Genomic DNA, 25,188 nt, shown 5'->3' with positions numbered 1-25,188 from the left:
ACCCCAGCACGACGAGTACGCGATAAAACAGAACTCAGACCAGGACCCGCTCAATTACGTGAGCGTCCCCCTGCTCAATTACGAGATCGTTCACAGTGCAGATATCCATTCGATTCGTGGCCCGTCCCACTTCGCCTGTCTGCCTGCGACATGGGCGAGACGCTGCTGGAAGCCGATGAGCTCTCTGTCTTTGCAGAGGAGGCTGCTGGTTTTGCGACCAAAGATGACGTCGAAGCAGAGCTGGTTCAAAATCAGATCTTCAGCAAGCTGATGACCACGGCTCAGATGAATGGCCGCTGCGAAGAGGAGATACAGCAGAATTACGTCAAGCTACGCAGGTTCCTCATCGATCACCCTGTGGTGAGTGATCGCGAGCAGCGAGCGTTCTTGCGAAGCTTTCCGAAGGCCGCACCCAATGGGGAACCCTATGTCACAGCATTTACCCGGGCCGCCTATTTGTACATCCGAAATCCCGGCGAAACCCGGGTTTTCTGCTGTGCCATATGTAGGAACCCGGCGGAAGCGGAAGACCAGCCCTGTGCAACTCTGGGCTGTGCGGGTAGTTCGAAAATATTGACCTTTCGGACCCTCGACGGGTACTACATACAGCATCGTGCCACACGGAGGTTCTTCCACGATCCTGGCCTCGTGGAGGCCAGGATAATCGACCGGCTCGCTGAGCTAGACAGCAAACTTGTACGGGTGCGTCCCTGGCCGGCGCTGGACGCCTGGGATTTCGCTGTCGAATTTCCAGGAACAGAGGACGGAGCCAGCTCAAGTGTCACTCGAGAATGCTGGGCGGCGGACGCCAAAGATTGCTCCAGCCCTGCTCTTCTGGCGCGGACGTTCAAATGCGATCCGCGGGTACGGGCGACGCGGCGCTACATCGTTCTGCCTATGCATCGAGTCCGCCAGGTCGGTTACGTCGCCGACCTTGAACGTGAGCTAGACGGCCGAGTAGCTGGTGTGCGCGTCGTCGACGAAGAAGGCTTCGTCGCCAGGGTCGCAGCCCGAGCACTGGGAGAGGCCCGATGAGAGACACATCGAGGTGGTTCAAACCTCTGGCTGACGAGCTGAATGACAAAGACTTGCAGCCACTCCTTGGAAGTCTCACTGTCCGTGAATTCTGTGCTCTGGAGCTAGGTCTGAGCTTCTTGGTAGATCATCTGCCTGGCGAGCCCATTGGTGCACTGTGGCTGGTCCTATCCGGATATGCCGAGGCGGGACCGCAGTTGCGCCCACAGGTACGCCACCTTCGGCTGCTGATGGGTGATACCGCTAGAAGCGGACAGTGGCGTGAGCGCCTCAACCAATACCAGAAGATTCCGATTCAGTTGCGCGGCTTCGATCGCAGTGATGGCACCCAGCGACGAGTGGCGAATAGCACGGTATTCTTCCGCCGCCCCTCTCCTCACTGCCCCACACGCTACAAACTTTATCGGGACGTGCTCATTCAGCCTGTCCCCTACACCACTGAGCCAGAACGGGAACCTGCCCCACCTGGCTCACTTGTTGTGTTCCAACGTGCCGATGGACGCAGTGAGTCAGTCCAGATACCTGATTGGATACCTGTAGGAACGTCACCGCTGCGGCTTGAGGCTCGTGCGGCGCGCACACGTAAGCCCATTTCTGTAACGAAAGAGGACCTCACCCTCGCCGCGAAGGACATCGACCGACGTCTGGAAGACCATCAGGAAATCAAGAACAGGGACTTCACCAAAAGGCTTGGAGATATGACCTTTGCAGCCGTCGATGAGTGCACCGGTCAGCTTCAAGCCAATCCGGCACTGATTGAGGTAAACGGCGTCTGTCACACGATCGGCCTCATGAACAGCGGAAAATCAACGCTGACTGACCTGCTGGCCTTCATCACCGTCGTTCACGGCGAAGGCAAGGTCGGCTATGTGCTTCCCTCGGCGGCGGACGTGTATGAAAAGGTGTCGTTTCTTCGCACGCTGGGCATCAAAGCTGTCCCTTTGGTGGGACACAGGCGCCGTACTGAGCATGTGGCGCGCTATTGGCGCAACGCTCTGCGCGACGGAGACACCGTGTTCCCACGGCAATCGGATCCAGCGGCCGCATTCACCACAGCGTTTTGTCCTTTGGAACAGCTACGCACGGTCAATGACCCAACACAGCAACCACTGCAGCCCGAGGAATACCCGTGCAGGGGTGCCATGCACGTCGTCGGAGTCAAGCGACGGCTGTTCGACTGTCCCTTGGCACACGTGTGCCCGCACCAGAACGCTGAACGCGAAGTAGCCCAAGCTGAGGTCTGGGTGACCACGGCTGCGGGTCTGATGTCCAGCTGGGCGAGACCTGCCGCCGTACGCATGCGATGGATCGAGGCCGCCCAGCACCATCTCGATCTGCTACTTGTCGACGAAGCAGACGAGGTCCAGCGCGCCTTCGACAGCAAGTTCCTGCAGAACGAAGTGCTGGCCCTTCCCGACCGGGGATGGAGCGATCGGACAGCGCGCGAGATGGGGGACGGACTTGACCAACGCTGGCGGCTTCCGCTCCTCAACGACAACGTGGAGAAGTTCGAAGAGTGGAGTCGACGCCACGGCCAGGCGCTTACGCGCCTATATCTGCTCATCATCGATCCTCAAGACACCTCACTTCTCACACTAGTCAAGGAGGGGCCGTTTACTGCGCATTCCCTCTTGCTGCGCGTTGCCCGAACGCTGCACGGTCTGAACCCCAGGAGAGAGGAGCACGACCGGCCGGAGCAGGAAGAAGCCGCCGACACGTTCTTCCAAGACCGTCTGGAGGTCCTGACTACCGCTCCCTTTGCCGTCCCAAAAACCGATCTGACCGCGATGATCTCTGCTCTGACCGCTGCCCATGACACGGAGATGACCGCTGAGCACGCTGTTGAGCAGTGGCTGCGCGACAATCTTCCAGTTCCAGATATCGCAGCAAAAATCGAACAACGGATGCCTCATCTGGTCCGCTTGCTCCAGGCAGGCATCTGGGCGGCCCGCATCACTACATCGTTCTTCGAGATGTCCACCCTCCACCCGGCTGTGGCGGAAGCCATTGGGCTCTCCAACGCCGAAAGCTTCTGGATGCACCAGCCACCCCGTGACATCCAAGCGTTCGTGCCCGACCAGGCCATGGGCAATCTGATGGCGCTGCAGTGGAAACCCAACCATGCGGGCACCAGTGGCTCGCTAAGCCTGCTATGGCTACGCGGGGTCGGACGATGGTTGATCCATCACCTGCACGACCTCCTATCTCCTGAAGGGATCGACGGACCCAACGTCGTCCTCACCTCCGCGACCAGTTGGATGCCGGCATCCCCCAAGTTTCACATTGACATCGTGCCCAGCCTCGTCCTGTACGAACCACCCGAATGTCGTGCTGCCTTGCGTGAAAGCAGGATGTTCTATCGCCCGATTCATCGTTCCAACCGCGCGGTCTTCGTATCCGGCGCCGGACAGGATCGCACCCGTCGAGCTGATGCGCTCCGTGCGGTTGTCTCCGGTATCTGCGAGCCGCAACCAGGAGCTCCTGCCCCGCTCCTAGATCAGATACGGCAACGACTCGACGCCGACCGCCAGCAAGCCGCCTTCGTCGTTCTTAGTACAGCCGACGCCGAGACCGTGGGAAGTTACGTCAACAGCAAGACCCGGTACATCGCTCGCCACGTCGTGCGCGACAGCGATGAACCGGGGCAATGGGGTCTTGCCCGCCGGAACATCTCTCAGTTCCCAGCAACCGGGGCCGACATCCTCGTCTCTTCCGAGGGGGCGCTTCAGCGGGGACACAACCTGCTCAACCAACGACGAGTAGCCGCGTTGGGGGCAATCGTCTATTTGTCACGACTGCATCCGCCACCCGACGAACCTGAATTTCCGCTCTCCATCGTCAACAGTCGCGCGATGAAGAAACTCATTCGCCCCGTCGACGTCTCTATCCCTGGAAACGCAGCCGGTGAGGTCGCCCGCCGCCTACGGCAATCATCTCGAGCAACCTGGCACCGTTTGATGGGAGAGCCCATCCTTTTCGGGCGCCTCACGCAGGACGACGAACGCAACGCCTTCGTAGCCAACATGTTCGTCTCGAAGTACCAGACCATCGGCCGAGGGATCCGGGGCAACGAGAAAGTCATGGTCTACCTGTGCGACGCCGCCTTCGCCCCACGCACGGCCGATCCGAACGATAAAGTCGCGGACACCGAACGCACCAGCGTCATTGTCGCGGCTCAAGCATTGATGAAAGCAATGCTCGCCCCACCCGGCGACTCCGCCTCCCCTGAGCGAGTTCGCGACCACGCGCTGGCCACCGCCACCTGGGGCCTCCTGAACCACCTCCTCGAGACCATTGACTGGGGATAAGCCACATGGCCATCCGCTACAACCATCTCCTCACCCCGACCTTCACCTTCGCCGAAAACGCGAGCCTAGAGGTATCCGGCTACCAGGCAGTCTTTCCACCCCAATGGCTAGAACGACTGGAGACAGCCTGGCGGGACAGACCAGGGCACAGAGGCGGCTCACTGCCCACGAGTGACTTGATCGAGCTCCTCCACGCCCTCGACACCCGCGTCACCTCAGTCTCCTGGAAGCTAGACAGTGAGCATTGGATCCGGGCCTCTGCCCCACTCGACTCCGAAGTTGTCCTACTGGCCATTGAGGCTTGGGCACTCTCCCATGTCGCACCTCATCGTGACGACATCAACTGGTATGACGTTCTCAGCCCCATCTCGCTGGACTGGCGCCCATACACCCTTAACCTCTTCGACCGGGATCTCCACCCCAACGGGACCGCTCATTCAGCAAGCCACGTCTTTGACCTACTCCCCAGCTACCTCGCCGAGCAGATCTGTGACAGCGGCCTGGTCCTTCGCCACCAGCCTCGCGCTTTCGTTCTTGGCCCCACCAGCAGCGACGGCCGACGTGCGGCCTACCTGTGGCCACCAACGCATCTCACAGACAATGACGAAGCGAGCGGCCTATGGACGCCCTACATCAACTTCCATCTGGAAACCACACCTCACGTGCCACTCATTCGCGTGCATGCAGAGCTACACATGGCACGCATGGCTGCCCTACCACTCGCCTACATCCCGCGGCGCAGCAGTAAGCAGCGAACCGTTTCCATCATGATGCTCGCTCCTGAGGGCTTCCTCCACGGCCAGGAACGACCCACCCTTCTCAAGGCGCCCGCGGTCGTTCGCGGAAGGGGTGAGGACACGACGTGGTCATGGCAGCCAGGCCTGGCCCATGCCCTGGCAACGCTGACGCGCCACCCTCATCCCGACCCTGACAAGGTCAGGAACAATCCCATCCCCTTCCCAGAGGACAAAATCGCCGCATACGTCTTGCACAGCAACGGAATCACCTACAAAGCTCCCAAATCCGACGCCGACGCCGCCCTTGCCCAAGCGGCATCTGAGGGCAAAGACCGCGTCGGGCGAAAACCGGCCACGCTGGACCATCCGGCCATGCCCGGCTTCCAACCCATCGACCACTTGGAAGTCTTCGATCGTCTCACCGTGCGCTTCGCCTCGATCGGCTTGCTCCCCTCCGCGCCTATTCCACGCGCCAAAACCCGGGCAAAAGCCCTGCTCCACCCCCCACAAAATCCCGGCCGGCACTACATACTGGAACTCTGGACCTCCTCTCCCAGGACCAGAGACGCCCTGCTCGCCGCCCTTGTGCACAAACTCCATCTTACTCCGCACCACGCCCCGAACATTGACCTTAATCAAACCACCCCTCTCACCTACAGCGGTGACTTCACGCTGACCGTGCACCTGTGCGATCCCAAAGATCTAACCAGCGGCATCCCGCGATCAGAAAGTCGAGATCGCGAATTGCGCAGGCGAGAGCTTCTGAAAGCCGAGACCGCGCGCGCTCGCCGTATTACCGAAGAATTCCCGCGTACCCAAGAACTCCGTGCATGCGTCGTCGAAATGCAAGGCGCGGCGTACTTCAGCCGAAACAATCAGGGCGACCCCAAGAACCTATTTAAGCAAACCCTGCCGACCCTCAACCGCCGGGTACAGTGCATGCGACCCGTAATCGAGAAACCGGCCAGTGAGGACGGGAAGAAAGGCCGCAAGAAATATCGAGGGACGACCTTCACCAGCGAGGACATTGAACGCGCCACCTCCTCCATACTCGATGCGTTGCGACAGGTTGGGCACATCCCGGACCTCCCCGTTCCCCTGGGTACACAGGCGCCTTTCGAAGTGGCCACGGTGTGGATCGCTTCAGCTGGCAAGCAGGTGGTCCCAATGTTGATAAGAATGCGCACCGACGGCGTCACGACTGCCCAACTGATGGCCACCCCGGCATTTCCAGTCGAATCGGAGATACCGTTCACCTTCCTTCCCGAGGCGCTGGTCGCAGGCCGAGGACGGATCACGATGGCAAAGTCGCGAGCCGCCCTCATATCTTTTATCAAGGAGGCTCTTGCGCTCGACTCAAGTACACCTCGGCTCTTCATCGCTCGAGCGGCCCGCCTCCGGAACGACGGCATATGGCCGTGGCTGCAGGATTCTCACATCATGGAGGATGCGCTCATCCATCCCGGCGTCTCGCTCAAGTCTCAGGAGACGGCTCCCACTCCTCGCAAGCCAGATGACCACCCGGGCCTGCGGATCATCAGGATCCGCGAAGGAGGAAACGAGCGAGCAGAGGTATCCAAGGGGTTCGGAGTCGCCCAAGACGCCAACGGCGATCGCGTGCACGGCAGGATCTCCGGACTGATGGAGGTTACTAGCCGGACGTACATCGGGGTTAATCCACGCTCCGAGCAGAACCGGACGCCTAAGGACCTCAGCAAGCTGGATCTCGCGAAGACCGGGAACGCCACATGGACCAGCGCGAATCCCAGCTCGCTGGAAATCCACGTCGCGTTCTTCCAACATGGCGACCGTCCCGCCGACCTGGCGATGTACGTACAATCCCTGCGCCGATACTACTCTCATACAAGCATAGATACGGAGCTGCCACTGATCATGCACATAGCCGCACTTATGCAGGAATACCTGAACTGACTGATCATCTGCAATCTCTCTGCGGGCCAGCCACACCTTGATCGCTGGAGTCTCCGCGCGGCGGTGCTAGTCAGGCGAAGCTTTCGCCCGCTCAGCCAACGTTTGACTGGTCGGCGAACTCCACTTGTCGCGCAACCCTGAACAGTTCGGCACAGCTTGATTCCCGTGGGAACCGCTCCACTACCCGGTGGTGCACGTACTGGCGGTGTGTCACCTCGGCCAACTGCCGGAAGACCGCCATGTCAAGCTGCTGCTGTGAGGCGAAGCATTCGAGGGCACGCGCCTTGGCGTCCAGGAGCTCCTGGGTGCCCATGAAGAACAGCGTTGGCTCGAACCCGACGCTGTACGGAGAGCGGAAGTAGCACAGGTTCGTGGCTTCCCGCAGAGCGACTGCCGTCACCTCCTGCGCGGTGGTGCTGTGGTCGAGGTGCTGGTCGCCGGGGTAGTGCGTGTAAACGATGTCGGGACGGGTCTCGTGGAAGACCGAGAACAGGTCGGCGTTGATGCCACCGCGGTGGTCCTCGAACCGTGTGTCGGGGATGAACGAAAAGGTGTACTGGTCGATGCCGAGCAGCGCACCGGCGGCCAAGCACTCATCCCGGCGTACTGCGGTGCCGTCGGGGCCGGGTGCTCCGGTGGTCAGGCAGTGCACTCGGACGCGGACACCGTTCAGCGCGTACCAGTGCATCCGCATGCCCATGGCGATCTCGGCGTCGTCGGGATGGGCCACCACGACGAGTACGGTCTTCACGTGACTCCTTCCGGACGGTTGCCCTTCACCACGAAGGCACTGCGCAGGACCCGGCCGTCCAGGCCCCGCCAGCGGAACGGCTCTCCCGGGCTGTGCGGCCATTTGAGGTAGTGCATGCTGCCGACCACGCGGGTGCGCCCCTCCTCGATAAATGCGATCTTGGACGACTGCCCGCCGTCCAGGTGGTAAACGCTACGGGGATCGAGTCCCTCGGCCGCGCAAATCTCCGCCGTCTCCGTGGGAGAGACGCCACGGAAGGTGTCCGCCAGCGGGGCGCCGTCGAGTACCTGGAACCACAACTCCCGTTCGTGCAGCCCGATCAGGGTCCGGGCATAGCGCGTGTCGCGGAAGGGAGAGGAGCCCAGGCATTGGTCGTAAGCCGGAGTCACTCCGGCCGCGGCGTCGGCGACGCTCGGCCCGAGGGACATTCCGGACTCCAGGTGCCGCACCTCCAGCCCTCCGATCTGGATGATCCGCACCTCCATGCCTTCCTGGATGTGATCGGCCCAGGGGCGTTCGGCGCGCAGCACGAAGTTCCCGGCAAAGAGGTTGGCGCCTCCACCTGGGTGCACCGAGGTCACCCGGTGGCCGTCGCCTGGCTTCCAGGACACCACGCAGTCGACGGCCAAGGGATCCGGTGGGGTGATGTTGGTGGCCGGGTCCACGTCGCGCACGAAGCCGGTGCGCGGATGGTTGCTGTAGCGGACCTGGCAGTTGGCGGCGCCGAAGACGGTGAGAATTCCCGATTGCAGCCGGGCGTCGGGGCGCGGCTCCTTCGAACCGATCCAGCGGTAGGCCCGGCCCTGGACGGTCAGCATCCCAGCGGCGTCCAGGGTACTGATCATCGGTTGCCTGTGGTGCACGAGGAAGGCGGGTTTGCTGGCGGTGGGCAGGCTCGTGACTTCGCCGGCCCGGCAGGCGAGGTCAAGGCATGGCTCGGCCGGCTGGTAGGAGGGATCGTCGGAGATGTAGGAAAACGAGCCGCTGACGGCCGTGAGTGCGTCTTCTATGACCATGTCTCGCAGGTGGAAGCCGTCCACGGCGCAGACCGCCTCTGCCCGTACCTGGTTCAGGTCGACCCTGAGCGTGAAGGCGTTCGTGAAGCAGCCGCCGCCCAGTTCCACGGTGCGGGCCTCGAAGCGGACCCCGGGGGCGATCGCGCGGCGGGACGCGGAGACCCGCACGGCGAACGGCTGCTGGTCCCTGGCGAGGGACTGGATGTCCAGGACTCGGTAGCCGTGGGCGCGCAGGACCGCGATGGATGCCTGGTCCTCGTGGCCGGGTGGCTCGGAGACGGGCACGCTCACGGCTGGACCATCCTTGTCCGCACCCCGCTGCGGCAGGATCGACAGGCGGCGGCCTAGCATGGGGCTACTCATGCGTCCGCCCGCTCGGGGGCCTTGGCGGCGCGGATCAGGTCCTGCACGGTGAACGCGCCGGTGTCAAGGAGCCGCAGGACGCGGTCACGGAACCGGCTGGCCAGGGCGGGCGGGCCCGCCAGGGGGTAGGGCACGGTTTCGGTGGCCAGCCGGTAGAGGACCACACCGGCCACGACCTTGGCCATGAGCACTGCGTCCGCGGGGGACCGCTGCTGCGGCGGTTCAGCGGCGAAGTAGGCGGCCAGCAGGGCCGGGACGAGGGTCCGTAGGTGCCCCGCCCACCGAAGGTGGTGGATCAGCAGGTGCGCCAGGAAGTAGCCGATGTCGTACAGGGGCCAGCCGCGGTGGACATTGTCGAGGTCGCAGATGGCTACGCCCCCCGCGAGGCTGAGGTTCTTCGGGGCGAGGTCTCCGAGGATCAGCTGCTGGCCGGGCAGCGCGGCCAGCTCCTCGCACGCCCGCGACAGCGCGTCGTGTCCCGTGGCGCGAAGGCAGAAGCCGAAGGTATGGTCCCGGAACCATACGTCGCCCTGCGAGCGGATCTCGGTCCGCACGTCCTGGGTGGCCTGGTGGATGCGGCGCAGAGTGCTGCCCAGCCGCGTCATCTCCTCGGCGGTGGCCGGGCGCTGGTCGAGGTGCTGGTGGTAGTTGCGGCCGTCGGGGAAGACGTCGGTGAGGATCATGGCGTGGGCCGCGGCGCGGAAGGCCAGCACCCGGGGGAAGACGGACGGCTCCACGCCTGCGTAGACCTCCAGCGCCCGGCGTTCATCGGCGATCATCGCCGGGTCGGTGCGCAGTGCCGGGATACGGGCGAAGCGGTCCGCGCGGATCTTGAGTATCACGTTCCCGCACGCCCCTCGGACCCGAAAGACGTGGCTGACGTTTCCGCCGACGGCGCGCTCGATCCCGGCGATCTGCCCCACATGCCGTCGACAGTCGGCGAGGAGGCCGGGCAGGGCGCCACCCAGCAGCGCGGACAGGCTCGGCAGCGGTGGCCCTGGTTCGGGCAGGCTTAGGCTCACGGCGCAGCCTCTCAACGGTCGCCCAGGGTCGCCGGTGCGGGCTCGCGGCTGGTTCGGAAGTCCAGCGCGGCCACCGGGGAGCCGCCGTTCCACTGCTGTGCCATCGACAGATAGGCGCCGGCCATCAGGGTTGCTCCGCGGCGGTGGCTGGTGAACTCGGAGGTCATCTGCTCGCGCGTCCGCCGGCCGTTGAGATATTCGAGGAACTCCCGGATCGCACGCCGCCGGGAGGACTCCTGCGTCGGCGCCTCCACTTCCGACTCCGAGGTCGTGGTGAGTGCGTCGAAGCCGAATCCGTCGTACTTCCTCCAGCCGGGCCGGAACCGGTTGTTGCGGAATACATGCACGTGGATGTGGCCCTCGCGGCCCACCGCATAGGGGTCCTCGCCCGTTGTGCCGTCGCTGAGGGTCTGCAAGGAGTGGAAGTGGATGGCCTGGAAGGGCCCTTGCTCAACGATGTGGTTCTCGTGCCGCACCCGCCCGTTGCCCTTGTAGAGGCTGGCGTGCACGGGGGTCAGGCTGCCACGCTGGGAGAAGCCGTTGTGCGCCAGATTGATGCTGCCCAGCGTGATCGTCCGCCCGCCGCTCTTGTAGGCCGTGGATATGAAGGCGTCCACTTCCCCGAACAGCCGTGTCGCGGAGAGCAGTTCGGCCTCGGTGTACGGGTTCCTCCGTGCGAAGCCGGGGACGAGCCGCTCGTGATCGCGGACGCTCAGCTGGGCTAGGACGTCGGCGGGCCGGGTGATGGTGGCGTGGACGTCCACGGCGTCGAGGACCTTGCCGCTGGTCTCGCCGGCGGCCAGCAGCCACGGCACGATGTCGAAGAAGTGGTAGCCGGAGTGGGCGCATTTGCCGTAGCCCCGGTCGAAGCCGTGGTAAGAGAGGTCGATCAGCTCGTCCGGCATCCGCCACTGCCCGTCGCTGTGGAAGGACTGGACGGAGGTCACTGGGCAGTTGGTCTCCGCCGCGATCTCGGCGATGAGTTCCCGCATCCGCCAGAAGGCCGGATGGTAGCGGCGCTGGCACTGAACGCTCACCAGCGTCTGCGGATTCCGTTCCCGGGCCTGCCGGTAGCTCCCCAGGATGTCGTCGAAGTCGGTGAGGATGGCCCACGCCCGCGCAGGATCCACTGAACAGCCGGCATGCACGCTCAAAGGTTTGTCCAGCAGCACGCTCAGCCGGTGTTCCAACGCCCAGCGGGTGTACACCATGTGGAACGAGGGCTCGGTCGAGACCACCACGGCGTCGATGCCGCATCGGCGCGCCACAGCGTCCAGGGAGTGGCGCACTGGCTCCGGCAGCGTCCGATGGGTGGAGTCGAACGGCTCCACCAGGGTCACCGGAAGGGTCCGAGTGCCGGCCTCCGTGTCATAGGTCACCAAGGCGTCCGCTGCCCCCAGGACATCCACGCTGGTCACTGTGCCTACGAGTCCGGATTCCTGCCCAGCCGCCAGCGCCGGCAAGTGGGTTCTGCGGGCGTGCGGGCCGACGCCGATCACCAAGATGTTCGGGCGGGAAGCCGACGACATGGCGCGGGGCATCACGGGCGTCCCGGTCCTAAGAGTCCCCTTCGGCGCAGTTTGGGTAGGACGCCCTCGCCGACCCAATACGCCTCCTCCAGGTGCGGGAACCCGGAAAGGATGAATTCCTCGATCCCGAGCGCCGAGTACTCGGCGATGCGGTCCGCCACCTCGGCGTGGCTGCCGACCAGCGCGGTGCCGGCGCCTCCGCGTACCAGCCCCACCCCGGCCCAGAGGTTGGGGTAGACCTCCAGGTCGGCCGTTTGCCAGCCGACCCGGAACCCCTCGTGCAGCGCGCTCATCCGGGCCTGGCCGGTCGACTCGCTGCCGGCCAAGATGCCCTGCACCCGGTCGATGTGCTGGTGGTCGAGGCCCCCCAGCAGCCGCTCGGCCGCCGCCCACGCCTCCGCCGAGGTGTCCCGGCTCACCACATGGAACCGGATCCCGAACCGCAGCTCCCTGCCGGCCTCCCGGGCGAGCGCGCGCACCCAGCTGATCTTCTCCTCGACCTGCTCGGGCGGCTCGCCCCAGGTGAGGTACGTGTCCACATGGCGCGCCGCGACCGGGCCCGCCTCCTGCGAGGACCCGCCGAAATACAGCTCGGGTATCGGGTCCGGCGGCGCCAGAACCGTCGCGCCGCGGACGTCGTAGTGCTCGCCCCGGAAGTCGAAGGGCGTCCCGCTCCAGGCGCCGCGCAGCACGGTGAGGAACTCGCCGGTGCGGGCATACCGCTGGGCCTTGGAGAGGTGGTCGCCGAAGCGGGCCTGCTCCTCCCGCTCACCGCCGGTGACAATGTTGAGGAGCAGCCTGCCCCGGGACTGACGCTGGAACGTACTGGCCATCTGAGCGGCCAGGGTCGGCGAGGTGAAGCCCGGTCGGAAGGCGACCAGGAACTTCAGCCGTTCGGTCTCCTGCGCGAGCGCCGCGCAGGAGAGCCAGGCGTCCTCACACCAGGTCCCGGTCGGGGTCAGGACCGCGTCGAATCCGAGATACTCGACGGCCTGGGCGATCTGCGCCAGGTAGCGGATGTCGGGCGCCCGGAAGCGATCCGCGCCGGGGTCCGCTGCCTCGGCTGGGTCGTTCTCCGGTCCGTGCGTGCCGCGCGTCCCAACGGTCAGGGACCGGCCGTCGCTGGCCGTGGGCAGAAACCAGTGGAACTTCACATCACACTCCAGGTTCTGTCGGACAACTCAGTCGGTATCGAAATCACCGGATGCACGCGCACACAGCCGCCGGTACACCGCCTCGGCTACGTGGACCGCGCCGGTGCGCCGGGCTGCGGCCATGCGCGCCCGGCTGGCCTGGCCGGGCAGGCGCAGCCGCCCCCCGTCACGGGCCACCGCGTTCTGCATCGTCTGCACTAGGCGGGTGTTGCTCTCGGCGCTGGCGCTGACCTTGCCGCCGAACGACGGGTCGAGGGCGATGAACGTGTAGCCGGTGCGCCAGGTGGAATCCACATCGCTGCTCATGGGGAACCCGAACAGCGATCCGGTGAGGATCTGCAGGAGGAGGGACACCGCGAATCCGCGGTGCTCCCCGAAGATGACGGCCGAGGCCGCGGAGTCCGGGTCGTCGGTGAAGTCCCCGTTGTCGTCTACGAAGCACTGTCCTGGTAGCCGGTCGCCGCTGCGCCGGCACTCCCAGAGCACGCCCATGGGCGCCAACGTGGTGGACATGTCCGCCACGAAGGGTTCGTCGAGCGTGGGGAAGGCGAAGCTGAGGGGGTTCACGCCGAGGAAGGGGGTCCGGCCGCCGTGTACCGTGCTCTCGGCTCGGGAGGTGTTCATCGCCACGCCGATGAGGCCGTTCAGGGCGATCCGCTCGCTCCACTGCGCGAGAATGCCATACCGCTGAGTGTTGATCATCCCGACTACTCCAGCCCCGAATTCTCCGGCCTTGCGCATGGCGACCTCGATGGCGTAGTCCGCGCTGACGGGACCGATCTCGCGTTGCGCGTCGATGACGGCTAGGGCACCGCGTTCACGCACGATGTGAGGGGTGCCCTGCCGGTGCGGGAAGTACCGCGACTCGAAGCAGAACTTCGCCACCCCGTGCGCGGGCTTGCCCCGCAACTCGCCAGCTAGGTAGTGCTCGACGACGAAGCCGACCTTGTCCTCGGGAACGCCGGTCGCCCGGCAGACGTCGACCATGAGCGCCCGGAGTTCCTCGATCGCGACTTGCATCCGTCACCACCCCACGCGGCCGCGGCGGAGGGGGAGCCGGGTCGGGCAGCCAGATCGGCCCGCAGCGCTACGCCTTCCGGCTCTCGCGGAGAGGCCGCCGGGAGTGTGTCCGTGGCCGGGCACGGGCATGCCGGGGCCGCTGGCCGGGAGTATCGCAGGGTGCTGGCGCATGGTGCTCCCTTGCGTGGTCGGATGGCTTGCGTGATCGCAGTGCGTGCGGCTTGCGGCTGGGGTTGATCGGCGGCGCCGACGAGGCGGATAAGGAGCCGGTGGCGGTTTGACCCGGTGAGGGCCGGGCCCAAAGCCGCTGGCGGAGCCCATATCCGCCGGTCATCCGGCGGCGCGCACCAAGTCGCCGAGGACGGTCCGGCCGCGCTCGACGAGCATCGGCTCCTGCTTGGTCAGGCCCGTGTTCAGATAGGAGACGGCCAGCCGGGCGGTGAGGAGAGGGAGCACCCGCTGCTCGGCGTCGGAGAGCTCACGTCCGTACCCCTTGAGGAAGGCCCTCTTAAGGTCCGGGCGTGTGGGCCAGACCGCGCCGCACAGCCACACGAGGTCCTCGACGGCCAGGCCGTGGGCGGACTTCTCGAAGTCGATCAGCCCCTGGGTGCCGCGCTCGGCGTCCCACAGCCAGTTGCGGGGCGAGTAGTCGCCGTGCTGAAAGACCAGCGGGAGTCCTTCGGCCAGATCAGGTATCTCTCGGGACACCTGCTGCACCAGGGCCCGCTGAGCGTCGGTGAGGTGCTCGGCGGTGCGCTCCAGGCATGCTGTCGCCTCGTCCGCCTGTTCGGCCATCGACGCCATCACGTCATCGCGCGCGTGGGCCGGGACCGGCTCGGGGTGATCGTGCCACCGCCGCAGCAGCCGCCCTGCCAGTTCGTGCACCCGGGTTTCCACCTCGGCGGTGAGGGAGAGGCCCTTAACCACAAGGCCCGGCAACGGCGAGCTCATGATGGCCCGCAGCCCGGGATCGGCAGACAGCAGGCGGGGAGCCTCACGGGCGGCGAGGCAACGAACCGCGTGCTGGTAGCCGTACACCTCGCGCGCGTAATCCTCCGTGGTCGGGCTCAGCTTCACGTAGGCCTCGGACACCGACGAAGCCACACGCCAGACCCTGGAGTCGCCACGGGGCCAGGAAACGTCGGTGACGTTGGCAACGGCGGGCAGGAAGCGGGTGACCCATTGCAGCAGGTCAGCGGGCAGAGAGGCGTCGAGTGTCATGTGAGGGACTTCTCCGAATCACGTGGGAAACAGGGAGCCGGTGGGGCTGCGCAGTCAGGCAGGAGCGGGGCCCGCCCAGCCGCATGGGGCCGCGTACCAGCGGGTCCTGGCACGGTAGCGGCCCTGCCAGCCGATACTGGCACCTCGCCATCAGATCACCGCATCCGACGCGGCGGGGGGAAACTGGCGATCCAGGCGCTCAATGAAATCGCGGACCCAGAGGTCGCCGGCCCAGGGCGCCAAGGCGGCCGCGATGTCGCGCACGTAGCGGCGGGCGCGTGTCGAGGTCACCCGTGCCAGGATGTTCAGGGCCTGGTGGTCGGAGTCGAGCGCCTGGTCGAGGTCCCGGGCCTGGCTGGCGGCGGTGGCGAAGACGGCCAGGCGTAGCCCGACGGCGCGGGTGTGCTGGTGGTTGGACATGTTGGTCGCCTGCCTGCTCCACCGCAGTGCGGCCTCAGAGTTGTGGAGGTTCCGGAAGATCTCGGTGGCGTCGCCTGCCAGGCGGCTGTGGGTGACGTAGGAGACGCCCAGGGAGGATCTGACCCAGGGCGTGAGGGCGTACGACAACACCAGCTCGAAGGTGGCGTTGCGCACCGAGGGCCCAGCGGTCATGGATTCTGGTCCCTTCCGGTCCGGGGGAGGACGGAGGGCCCGCCCTCCCGGCGGAAGATCTCCATGCGCCGGCCGCCCGCGGCGGGCAACCCGGCGGTCCGGCGTGGACAAGATGTTTTCCGACGAAGGAGGAAAAGATCTCTGCCCCAGCCGGGACGAGCGCAGCGAGAGCCGGGTTGCCCTCCGCCAGGCCGACGCGACACCACAACCGCCCGGGAGGGCAGGGCGACGCGCTGGTGACGCGGTGCTCGATTCGAGTGATGTCAACAGGTCGCCGGTCTAGGAACCCAATGCTGTCCTAGTCATGACCCAGACGACTGCCCGCTGGACGCTCCAGCGCGAGAAGGTCTGCTCATGGCCGAACGCAGCCAGCGTTGGACTACTGTCCGGTTCGCCGGTCCCTACGGCAGGAGCAGTTCAAAGACGGCGCGATCCTTGCTCGGTCCCTTGAAGTTTCGAGTGACCGCGACGCCATTGGCGGTGTAGTCGCCCGGGGTGTTTGCGAATCCCATTGAGGTCCAAGCGGCATAGGCGGCGGCGTTGTCCGGCTCTGATGTGAGATAGATCCGTCGGCAGCCCCATTCGCGGCCCTGACGACGAACGACGTCGACAAGGGTGGCGGCAACGCCTTTTCGGCGGTGGTCTGGGTGGGTCATAACGTCCTGGATGTAGATCTCGCGCGGGTCCTCTTGACTGCGCATGGCGATCAATGCCCCGACGACGACGCCGTCCATGAGGGCGACCGGGCAGGTCGACGCAAACAGGCGGGCGTAGAGCCAGTAGTCGGATGATGTTCGTGCTCTGATGTATGGGGCGCCCAGGTCCATCAGCTTCAGGACGTCATCGGTGAGGTCCTGGTTAAGGGCGGTGACGCGCATTGCCCCATCATCCTTCCCGCTGGGTACGCACGATTTTGAGGAACTGTTCCGCGGCCGATCTCGGCCGGACTGCCTCGGTGATGCTACGCCCTACGATCAGGATGTCCCAGTCCTGGCTCGCGATGACGGGGAGGTCGGTCGTGCTGAATCCGCCGGACACGGCGACTGGCAGTCTTGACCAGCTACGCAGGGTGCGGGCGCGGGCCAGTGGGTGGCTGACGCCGATGCCGATGTCGATGTTCGAGGTGATGGTGAAGCCGTCGACGCCTGCCCGTTCCATGTCGCGCACCCACTGTTGAGTAGCGTGCGAAGTAGCGACATCGAGCAAGATGGGAGTACCCAGTCGGCGCCCGGCCTCGACGGCGGCAGACACGCTTGCCGCCGTGGCGGGTCCGATCAACAAGACGACATCGGCGCCGGCTTCGGCCGCCTGCTCAACCTGGTCACGGCCCCAGTCCGCCGACATCATCTCCGCGACGACTCGTGTGGCCCCCACGACCTGCTTGACGCGCTCGATGGCCCGCACCCCAACCTGCTTGATCAACGGATCGCCGACCTCGATGAAGTCGACGCCGGCGGCGGCGAGTGCCTCGGCCACGTGGAGGGCCTGGTCAAGATCGCGCAGATCGAGTGCGACTTGCACGGCGTGTTGGCCCCGCAGCCGGCGGAAATCCTCGCGCCTGGCCCTGCCGTCGACCTCACCTGCTATGGCGCGTCCGTCGTGTCGGGTGGCCGCTATGGCGTTGGCCTCTCGTTGGACCAGCCAACTTCTGCTGCTCTGGCCCTCAAGCGCCAACCTTTCGAGAGTCTGCTCGGAAAGTGTTGTCCAGCCGGTTCGGAACTCTCGCAGCAGGCCGAATAGTGCACGGTCGCGAGTGGCCGACTCGTCGGCTCGATCTCCGCCAGTAAGCAGGAGCAGCCGGTGTCGAAGAAGCGCGGCATCGGCGGGTGCGTCATCCCATTGCTCTTTGTCGGCTAGCAGGCTGGCTGCCAACGCCTCGTCATTCCATGGTTCGTTGGGGAGGCTGAGAAGTCCGCGCAGCAGGTTTGCGCGGACGTGCCAGTTCGGGTCAGCGATGAGGGTTTGGAGTTGCTCGCAGAGTTGAAACGGAGTCGTGGCGAGTGCTCGCGCGACCGCCGCTCGAACCTTGTAGTCGTCATCAGCCGCCAGTCGCCGAATAACGGGCAGGGTGAATCGCTGATGGCGGTTCGACTCACCCAGCAGACCCTCTGCGAGCGCCGCACGAACACGCCAATCCGTATGCGACACCAGGGCTGCGAGCCAGTCGTCCGATGAGATGCCGTGGAACAACGCGGCGTGCCGCGCGAAGAAGGTGGCTTCTTCACCCCGTTCCAAATCGGCGGTGGCGAGCAGTTGGGCAGCCATGTCCGCGTCGAGGGATTGCTCCAGGTGCACTAGCATCTCGGCCCACACTGACTGACCGAACGTACGCAACACCGTGATGACCCATTCGCTGTAGGTCTCGCCGAGCGCTGCCGAGACGGCGACGCCCGACAGCAGCGCACGGGCAAGATCGAGCCCTCCGGGCTGCGTTGACCGAGTCGCACACGACCGCAAAACCGGCGTCGAGCTCATAGTCGCCGTTCGGGCACGCAGCAGGAGTGGCAGCGCTGTGTCGGCCGATATCGTTGGCGAAAGGGCGATCGCGGACGCCAACTGTGGGTCGCGCTCATCGATCCGACAGATCACGAACTCGAAGACGCCTCGGGCGGTAGCCGATGCGGTGGCCTGCTCCGCCAGATCGTTGAGGGCGCTCGCGCTTGCGACCGATCGGCCCTTTTCGACCAGCAGGTCGGCAATGCGGACAGCCGCGAAATACTCCCGAATGATGTCGTGGGCGAACCGGGGTCCGCTGGCGGAGCTGACGACGAGCTGCGGGAGGTCGGTCGGCATGCTCGGCGGGCTTCCCCGGTCGAGCCGGAGCGCCGTCGCAGGCAGCAGGGGCGGCGGCAGTATCTCCGACTGGCGTATCGCAAGGTCTGAAAGGGCTTCGACTGTGGTAGCCCTGTCGGCACCACCCCGGCGAAGGATCGTTTGGACGCAATGGTCGACGAGGCGAAACGCCGTGGCAGGGCGATCCGGCCCCGTCCGGCCAGCGGCATGCAGCAGAGCCAGGTAGAGCGGAACCGTCGCAAGCTGCTGCACCGATGGCGGCAACTCCGTGAACGGTGTCTGGCCGGGCTCGGCCGCGGCTTCCCACACCCGCCGGGCCTGCTCGTAGCGCCACGGCGTTAGACGAAGGGATACACCGCGATCACGCGGGTCTGGCTCGTAGATCGATGCCGCGAGGACCGGATGCGCCGTCAGCTCAAGGTCGGGCGGCGTCCGTATCACGAGGATGAACCGGATCGTCGGCTCCGTTACCTGGCGTAGCACCATGTCCAGCTGGCGGCTGACCTCGTGCAGTTGTTCGCGCGAGTTGATACCGTCGATGATCACGAGCAGCGTACGGTCAAGCCGAGACGCCTGCTGCTCCAGCGACAGTAGCGGATCGTCCCCCCTTGGCATGGACGCGTAGCGGAGGATCTGGGACGGAAGATCAAGTTGTCCGAGCGGCCACGAGTCGACGGTGTGGATCTGGCTGTCAACGCTTGCGGCCAGTCCGGAGACCAAATGGCCGATCATCGTGGTCTTGCCACATCCGGACGGTCCGTTGACGACGAACGCTCGGGCAACGGATGCGAGGAAGCGACGCACCTGCTCCGTTGCGCCCTCCGGCGGGAGGAAAGGAAGGCTGCCCGTGCTTGTCTGCATCGCAGCCGCGAGCGTGGTCGTCCGTTGTACCGACCTGCCACCGAGATCCTGATTGGCCGCACCGCGGCTCGACTCTGGCCAGGCATTCACCGTGCCTGCAGTCGAGCCATCTCGGTCGGGTGCCGGCGAAGGCGCCTCCAGGTCGGCGAGGATCAGATGGAACCGGCGTTGACCGGCCTCGTTCAGCTGTGCCAGGGCCGTGTCAAGCAGCTGCTGGGTCTCGAATCGCAGTTGTGCGCGGCTGCCGCGTCTTTCCCACGTTGAAACTGAGTTGATGTTGAGGCCTATGTACGCCGCGAAATCACGGACGCTCATCCGCTTGGCCTCGCGCAGTGCCCTGGCCTCCAGCCCGGTCCACCGCGCCACCACCCCGCCCACGGGTGTGTCCCCTCTATCGATGAACCACTTGGTCGCGCGTCCGCCCCTCATGGTATCGAAGTCTCCGCTGATCATGGTGCCTACGGTCGATCAGCGCATGCGCGGCGACGCGAGCCTGATCAAGCACATGCCCATCGACCGTTACTAAAGGGAAACGTGGTTACTGGACCACGGAAATGGCATCGCCGCAGGTCAGGGCTTCGAAATTGTCCAGTAGCATAGTTTCTCATTAGTAGTAGATCGTGCGTCCATGATTTCGAACGCCGCCCGAGCTCAGCCTGAGCCCATTCACCACGGTCACGGTACCTTGACGAACGTTGTGTCAGCGCTACCTGAGGTGTAGAGACCGGCTCGGGCCTGCACCGTCCCGGCTTGCCCTCCGGTCTCCGCGCAGGTCGAACAGCATTTGAGGGGGCGCTCACGCAACTCTTGGGATACTTCGTCGGTGCGGAATGGCTCCCAGCCTTGCAGGCTTGGGGGGCCGGGCAGCTGTTCCCGAGTCTGGTTCGGGCAGCGCCAGCCTGGACTTGTGCCTCAAGTCGCACCAGAGTCCGCCGATAGCGGCGTGTTATCCGATCGCGGGCTGGGTCACCGATGACGCCCTGACAACACCGGGACAAGACCAGTACGGGAGTGTCTTTCGCCGGCAGCCCCGTTACTCGACGCTGATCGTGGACGTACGAGAGGTGGCCAACGAGGCGGAGCTGGTGAACGGTTTGGCTACTAGCAAGATCCCTTCAACAGGTCGCCCAACGAGCCGGGCGAGTAGGTCGCCGACCCTGCTGGCGGTCGGTGACGGGACCGAACTGGCAGCCGAGCGCCGTCCGTGGTCGCCGTTCGGTGTCGTGCGAGGGGCGGCGTTCGCATACCTACCTGGCCATCCGCCCTGCACCCCACGGGGGTGGGGTGGAGTTCGGTGCCCTCGCGTACGGCGCCGGCGGCGCGCCCGCCGCGACCGCGATGGCGGACCAGATCCGGTCGTGGGACCACGATGGCCGCAGCGAACCGACGTTCCGGTACTGGTCGGTTAACCGCGACCGCTCCAATTTCCGCACACCCGTAAAGGACACTGCTGTGACATTGCAGGTTGACGATTCCGCCGCCTTGCGCGCTGCCATGGTGGCCGCGCTACGTGAGGAGGGGTTGATTGCCTCCGACCGCGTGGCCGCCGCCATGAACGCCGTCCCCCGCCAGGACTTCGCGCCTGGCGAACCACTGGACAAGGTGTACGAGACGCACACCACCCTGGCCCCTAAGATCGGTGCCGATGGGCGTCAGACCAGCGTGGTGTCGGCATCCCATATCCAGGCCATCCAGCTCGAACAGGCCGGTATCGAGGACGGCATGAACGTCTTGGAGGTAGGTTCCGGCGGCTATAACGCCGCCTTGATCGCGGAACTCGTTGGCACGGCTGGTTCGGTGACCACCGTCGACATCGATGCCGACATCGTGGCCCGGGCCCGCACGGGTCTGCGCACCGCCGGGTATGAGCATGTTAATGTCGTGCTCGCCGATGCGGAACACGGCGTGCCGCAGTACGCTCCGTATGACCGGATCATCGCGACTGTCGGCGCGTGGGATATTCCTCCGGCCTGGCTCGACCAGCTCACGCCGACCGGCCGGATCGTCGTTCCGCTGCGCTTCGCCGCGATCACCCGGCTCATCGCCTTCAACCGCAGCCCCGACACTCCGGTTCTGACCGCTGGCAATTACCGCCTCGGCTCCTTCGTGCCCATGCAAGGCGACGGCGCTGCCACCGAACGGATGGTTGGCATCACCCCGGACATCGCCCTGCGCCTGGACCCCCAGCAGGACGCCACCTTCGACGTACCGGCGCTGCGCAAGGCCCTCAACAGCACGCCCATCGAACGCTGGTCGGGCACACCGTTCGACATGCCGGACGAATTGGAACTCTTCCTGCTTACGAGCGGCCCCGAGGTCCCCATGTTGCACGCCGCTCAACCCGCCGTCGACCAAGGTGTCGTCAACCCCTCGGTCCGCCGAGGTACCCCGGCGATCGTTCGTGGCGGTAGCTTCGCCTACCGCATCAAACGAGAGAACGCGGGGAGCGTCAGCGGTTACGAGACCGGGGTGGTCGCCCATGGCCCCGAGGCCGAGCACGTCGCAGACGAGCTCCTGTGCTTGATCCGCGACTGGGTCGGCGACCACTTCCGTCGCGGCGCCGCCCAGATCGCGTACCACCCGCACACCGCCGACACGAGCGACGTGACCGGATGGCGTACCACCAAGCGGCACGGCACCCTCGCCATCAACTGGTCCTAGAAGCTCCCGGCGCCCTTGATTCCCCTTGTCACAAGACAGGAGAGGCGCCGGAAGAACCGCAACACCTCAACTCAGGGAGGGTTGTCATGACCATCCGACTCACCACCCCGCCGCAGCCGGCCACCGGCATCGGCCAGACCCCCGACGACGACTTCGACCTCGACATCGAGTTCATCGAGGCCGGCGGCACCGTCGAGCACATCATCAAGATGACCGACGACAACTGCGGCACCACCTGCCAGTCCGCCTGCACCAGCTGCTGACCGCAGGCTTGCCTTGTCGTCAGCTGACGGCTGAGCAGGGCTGGCAGGACCGGACCGGCTGAACACGCCGGCCGCAGAAACACCGCAGATGACGCGGATGCCCGGCCCCGAGCCTGAAACAACGCGGCCCCGGGCCGGGCACCTGCCCTGCAACGGAAGGCTTTGACGAAGGGAGGCAGCGTGTATCGGAGCATGGACGACGCGCTGCTGGTCCGCGTGGCCGTGTGCCCGCCTGACCAGCTCGGCCCATGGCCTGACCTGACCAGCCCCGGCGCATCCAGCTGGCAGCCGTGGTTGCACCAGACGATTCAGGTCCCCGGATTCGCCGCGGCGCTGGAACACGCCAGCCCCACCCTCGCCGACCGCCTCAGCGTTGCCCTTAACGGCGGCCTGTCGCAACCGGACACCCGCCGCGTGGTCCTCGCGGTCATGCGGTACCTACTGCGCGCTACCACCCGCGCCACACCGTACGGGCTGTTCGCCGGCGTCGCCCCCGCCACCGCTGGTCGCACCGCCAGCGTTCGCCTCGGCACCGCCCACCGCCCGGTCGCCCGTATCCAAGCAGCCTGGCTGACCGACGTGGTCGCCGAGTTGGAATCCGATCCGCAGGTCCGCCCGCACCTAGTACTGCGCGCCAACGGCCTGCTGATCGAACGCGGCGAGCAGCTTGTACTCGAACACCGTGCCAGCCACACACCCCGAGGTGCGCCAGTGCACCTGCGGATCCGTGCCACCCCCGTGATCCGCGCAGCGCTGGCCCTGGCCGCCGCTCCAATCCGCTGGAGCGAGCTCAGCGACAAGATCACCGCTGAGGGCGGTGTACCGCTGGCCACTGCGGACCGGTTGATCGCCCAGCTTGTTTTCCAGCGGCTGCTCTTGACGAGCCTGCGCCCCCCGTCCACCGCTACCGATCCGCTCGCTCATCTTGTGCACCAGCTTGAGGCTTTCCAAACTGAGGGTGCCGGGGTGGGCGCGTTGCTGACGCGGCTGCGGCAGGTCCGTGCCCAGAAGGCCCTGCACGACACTGCACCGGGATGGGCTATTGCCGCAGTCCGCCGCCGTGAACTCAACGACGCTGCCGCCGCCCTTGCTGCCGAAAGGTCGCCGGTCGGTGTCGATCTGCGTGTCGACTGCGACCTGGTGCTGCCCCGCACGGTGACGGCCGAGGCGTGCCGGGCAGCCGCCGCGCTGGCCCGCCTTGCTCGCCCCCTGACGATCGGCTGGAAGGATTGGCACTCGCGGTTCCTGGATCGTTACGGCTTACATGCCCTCGTACCGGTCCGCGACGCGGTCGATGCGGATGTCGGGCTCGGCTACCCGGCCGGATTCATCGGCGCCCCACCTGTCGCGCCGGCGGCGGTCACCGACCGCGACCGGGCCTTGCTCGCCTTGGCGCAGCGTGCTGCGCTGCACCGCGAGCAGGAGATCGTCCTGACCGACGCTCTGCTGTCGACCCTCGCTGGCGCCGCGTCGGCCGATGTCCAGCCGTCCACCGAGCTGACCGTGCGTGTGCATGCTTCCACCATCGAGGCGATGGCTGATGGGGATTTCCTGCTCTCGGTCGTACGAGCGTGTAGCCATGCCTTCATGACCGCCGGCCGTTTCCTGGACTTGCTTGACGAGTCCGATCAGTGTCGGATGGCCACTTGTGCCACAGGTAGCCGGCCGGCCAGCCGTGGCGCCCTGCTCGCCCAGTTGTCGGCGGTCACCCGCTACACCGTCAGCCTGGACGTTGCTCGTGCCCCTCAGGTGCTGCCTTACCTGATCCCGGTCGGGGAGTACCCCACCACGACCTCGAACGTGATCGGCTTGGATGACATCGCGGTCACCGCTGACGCTCACCGCCTCTATCTGTTCTCGATCTCCCGCCAGTGCGCGGTGCAACCGGTGCCGGTCAACGCGGTCGAGCGCGTCCGGCACACCCTGCCGATCGTCCGCTTTCTCGCCGACGCCCCTGCCGCCCTAGCGACTCCATTTACCCCATTCGACTGGGGGCCGGCGGCCCGAGACCTGCCCTTCTTGCCCGCGCTGCGCTACGGCCGGACCTTACTCAGCCCGGCCCGCTGGCTGCTGCCTGCCGCGGACGTGCCCGACCGGACAGTTGGATGGGAGCAGTGGGACTCCGCACTGACCGGCTGGCTCGACGCGACCGGCTGCCCGCCGTTGGTCTCCCTCGGCGCCGGAGACCAGAGCGTCGGCCTCGATTTGGACGAACCCGCTCACCGGGCCCTGCTTCGCGATCACCTGGCACGCAACCCCAGCGCCCTGCTCCGCGCTACCCCAGGCGGCAACGCCTGGATCGGAGGCCACGCGCACGAGATCGTCATCCCCCTGACCGCCACCACACCCACGTCACCGGCACCCCGCGTTACCAGCCACGTGGTCGATGTGCAAGCCCACGGCATCCTGCCCGGCAGCAGCCACCAATACCTCAAGGTGTATGCGCGCCTCAACCAGCAGACCACCATCCTGAGTAACCATCTGCCCGCACTACTCGACCAGCTCCCACCTGGCAGCAGCTGGTGGTTCCAGCGCTACGTCGACCCCGACCCGCACCTACGGCTCCGGATCGACGGGGTGCCGGTCGAAGCGATCACCGCATGGGCCCAGCAGGTGATCGACGCAGGTCTGACTTGCCGGATCCAATGGGACACCGACTTCCCCGAGCCTGGCCGCTTCGGCGGCCCGGCCGCGTACGCGGCTACCACCACCGTGTTTACTGCGGACTCCGCAGCCGTGCTCGCCCAGTTGTCCATCACCAGCCACCGCCAGGGACCCGACTGGCAAGCGCTGACCGCTGCCAGCATGCTCGACATGAGGGGCCGAGATCATTCCGGACAGCGGAATTTGTGATTGTACTTTACGAGGCCAGCTGAAGCTCTGCGTACTCATCGAGAGCCTCGAATGGCG

Annotated in this window: 16 protein-coding genes; 6 read left to right on the top strand and 10 right to left on the bottom strand. The window is 65.7% G+C overall.

The genetic code is table 11. From position 1 onward, the window contains the following. The 3 genes from AB0M95_RS37985 to AB0M95_RS37975 all read left to right on the top strand — a co-directional run. Window positions 1–1,035 (top strand): hypothetical protein (locus AB0M95_RS37985; protein ID WP_363775674.1); only part of this gene is annotated, 1,035 nt, incomplete at its 5' end. After that, entirely contained in the window at window positions 1,032–4,343 is a 3,312-nt protein-coding gene (locus AB0M95_RS37980) for a hypothetical protein (protein ID WP_363775671.1), read from the top strand. The genes AB0M95_RS37985 and AB0M95_RS37980, both read left to right, overlap by 4 nt. Before the next feature lie 5 nt (window positions 4,344–4,348). Beyond that, window positions 4,349–7,012, top strand: a complete 2,664-nt coding sequence (locus AB0M95_RS37975; protein WP_363775668.1) for a DUF3962 domain-containing protein — start codon at window positions 4,349–4,351, stop codon at window positions 7,010–7,012. A 91-nt stretch (window positions 7,013–7,103) separates the two neighbouring features. Here the strand turns inward: AB0M95_RS37975 and AB0M95_RS37970 are convergent, their stop codons facing one another. The 10 genes from AB0M95_RS37970 to AB0M95_RS37925 all read right to left on the bottom strand — a co-directional run bounded on the left by AB0M95_RS37970 (window position 7,104) and on the right by AB0M95_RS37925 (window position 19,807). Further along, entirely contained in the window at window positions 7,104–7,763 is a 660-nt protein-coding gene (locus AB0M95_RS37970; RefSeq protein WP_363775665.1) for a PIG-L family deacetylase, read from the bottom strand. Continuing rightward, window positions 7,760–9,070, bottom strand: a complete 1,311-nt coding sequence (locus tag AB0M95_RS37965) for a hypothetical protein (protein WP_363775662.1) — start codon at window positions 9,068–9,070, stop codon at window positions 7,760–7,762. Before AB0M95_RS37965 ends, AB0M95_RS37970 begins: the two co-directional genes overlap by 4 nt. A gap of 68 nt (window positions 9,071–9,138) precedes the next feature. Beyond that, on the bottom strand, window positions 9,139–10,164 hold the full coding sequence (locus AB0M95_RS37960) for a phosphotransferase (protein WP_363775659.1): 1,026 nt from the start codon (window positions 10,162–10,164) through the stop codon (window positions 9,139–9,141). A gap of 11 nt (window positions 10,165–10,175) precedes the next feature. Further along, entirely contained in the window at window positions 10,176–11,693 is a 1,518-nt protein-coding gene (locus AB0M95_RS37955) for a Gfo/Idh/MocA family oxidoreductase (protein ID WP_363775656.1), read from the bottom strand. 11 nt (window positions 11,694–11,704) lie between these two features. Beyond that, window positions 11,705–12,847: an LLM class flavin-dependent oxidoreductase gene (locus AB0M95_RS37950; RefSeq protein WP_363775653.1), complete on the bottom strand. Its 1,143-nt coding sequence runs from the start codon at window positions 12,845–12,847 to the stop codon at window positions 11,705–11,707. A gap of 27 nt (window positions 12,848–12,874) precedes the next feature. Continuing rightward, a complete protein-coding gene (locus tag AB0M95_RS37945) occupies window positions 12,875–13,867 on the bottom strand; it encodes an Ldh family oxidoreductase (protein WP_363775650.1) in 993 nt (330 codons plus the stop codon). A 330-nt stretch (window positions 13,868–14,197) separates the two neighbouring features. Continuing rightward, window positions 14,198–15,088, bottom strand: coding sequence for an aminoglycoside phosphotransferase family protein (locus AB0M95_RS37940; protein ID WP_363775647.1), 891 nt, complete (start codon window positions 15,086–15,088; stop codon window positions 14,198–14,200). 150 nt (window positions 15,089–15,238) lie between these two features. Next, window positions 15,239–15,700, bottom strand: coding sequence for a hypothetical protein (locus AB0M95_RS37935; RefSeq protein ID WP_363775645.1), 462 nt, complete (start codon window positions 15,698–15,700; stop codon window positions 15,239–15,241). A 401-nt stretch (window positions 15,701–16,101) separates the two neighbouring features. Next, window positions 16,102–16,578, bottom strand: a complete 477-nt coding sequence (locus AB0M95_RS37930; protein WP_363775642.1) for a GNAT family N-acetyltransferase — start codon at window positions 16,576–16,578, stop codon at window positions 16,102–16,104. A 7-nt stretch (window positions 16,579–16,585) separates the two neighbouring features. Beyond that, window positions 16,586–19,807, bottom strand: a complete 3,222-nt coding sequence (locus AB0M95_RS37925; protein WP_363775639.1) for an orotidine 5'-phosphate decarboxylase / HUMPS family protein — start codon at window positions 19,805–19,807, stop codon at window positions 16,586–16,588. Between the two features lie 831 nt (window positions 19,808–20,638). Here AB0M95_RS37925 and fxlM point away from each other — a divergent pair. From fxlM to AB0M95_RS37910, 3 genes are all read left to right on the top strand, one after another. Next, window positions 20,639–22,015, top strand: a complete 1,377-nt coding sequence (gene fxlM, locus AB0M95_RS37920; protein WP_363775636.1) for a methyltransferase, FxLD system — start codon at window positions 20,639–20,641, stop codon at window positions 22,013–22,015. Window positions 22,016–22,101: 86 nt separating this feature from the next. Then, window positions 22,102–22,278: an FxLD family lanthipeptide gene (locus AB0M95_RS37915; protein WP_363775633.1), complete on the top strand. Its 177-nt coding sequence runs from the start codon at window positions 22,102–22,104 to the stop codon at window positions 22,276–22,278. Between the two features lie 192 nt (window positions 22,279–22,470). Then, window positions 22,471–25,131, top strand: a complete 2,661-nt coding sequence (locus AB0M95_RS37910) for a lantibiotic dehydratase (protein WP_363775630.1) — start codon at window positions 22,471–22,473, stop codon at window positions 25,129–25,131. The last annotated feature ends 57 nt before the right edge of the window (window positions 25,132–25,188 follow it).

This window comes from Sphaerisporangium sp. NPDC051017, from assembly GCF_040683095.1.
Lineage (GTDB): Bacteria > Actinomycetota > Actinomycetes > Streptosporangiales > Streptosporangiaceae > Sphaerisporangium.
This window is presented reverse-complemented; position numbering and strand designations above follow the sequence as displayed.

Bases quoted from the DNA above. Each gene is read 5' to 3' on its own strand.
- AB0M95_RS37980 (WP_363775671.1), top strand. From the start codon at position 1,032: ATGAGAGACACATCGAGGTGGTTCAAACCTCTGGCTGACGAGCTGAAT.
- AB0M95_RS37975 (WP_363775668.1), top strand. From the start codon at position 4,349: ATGGCCATCCGCTACAACCATCTCCTCACCCCGACCTTCACCTTCGCC.
- AB0M95_RS37955 (WP_363775656.1), bottom strand. From the start codon at position 11,693: ATGTCGTCGGCTTCCCGCCCGAACATCTTGGTGATCGGCGTCGGCCCG.
- AB0M95_RS37945 (WP_363775650.1), bottom strand. From the start codon at position 13,867: ATGCAAGTCGCGATCGAGGAACTCCGGGCGCTCATGGTCGACGTCTGC.
- AB0M95_RS37940 (WP_363775647.1), bottom strand. From the start codon at position 15,088: ATGACACTCGACGCCTCTCTGCCCGCTGACCTGCTGCAATGGGTCACC.
- AB0M95_RS37935 (WP_363775645.1), bottom strand. From the start codon at position 15,700: ATGACCGCTGGGCCCTCGGTGCGCAACGCCACCTTCGAGCTGGTGTTG.
- AB0M95_RS37930 (WP_363775642.1), bottom strand. From the start codon at position 16,578: ATGCGCGTCACCGCCCTTAACCAGGACCTCACCGATGACGTCCTGAAG.
- AB0M95_RS37925 (WP_363775639.1), bottom strand. From the start codon at position 19,807: ATGATCAGCGGAGACTTCGATACCATGAGGGGCGGACGCGCGACCAAG.
- AB0M95_RS37915 (WP_363775633.1), top strand. From the start codon at position 22,102: ATGACCATCCGACTCACCACCCCGCCGCAGCCGGCCACCGGCATCGGC.
- AB0M95_RS37910 (WP_363775630.1), top strand. From the start codon at position 22,471: ATGGACGACGCGCTGCTGGTCCGCGTGGCCGTGTGCCCGCCTGACCAG.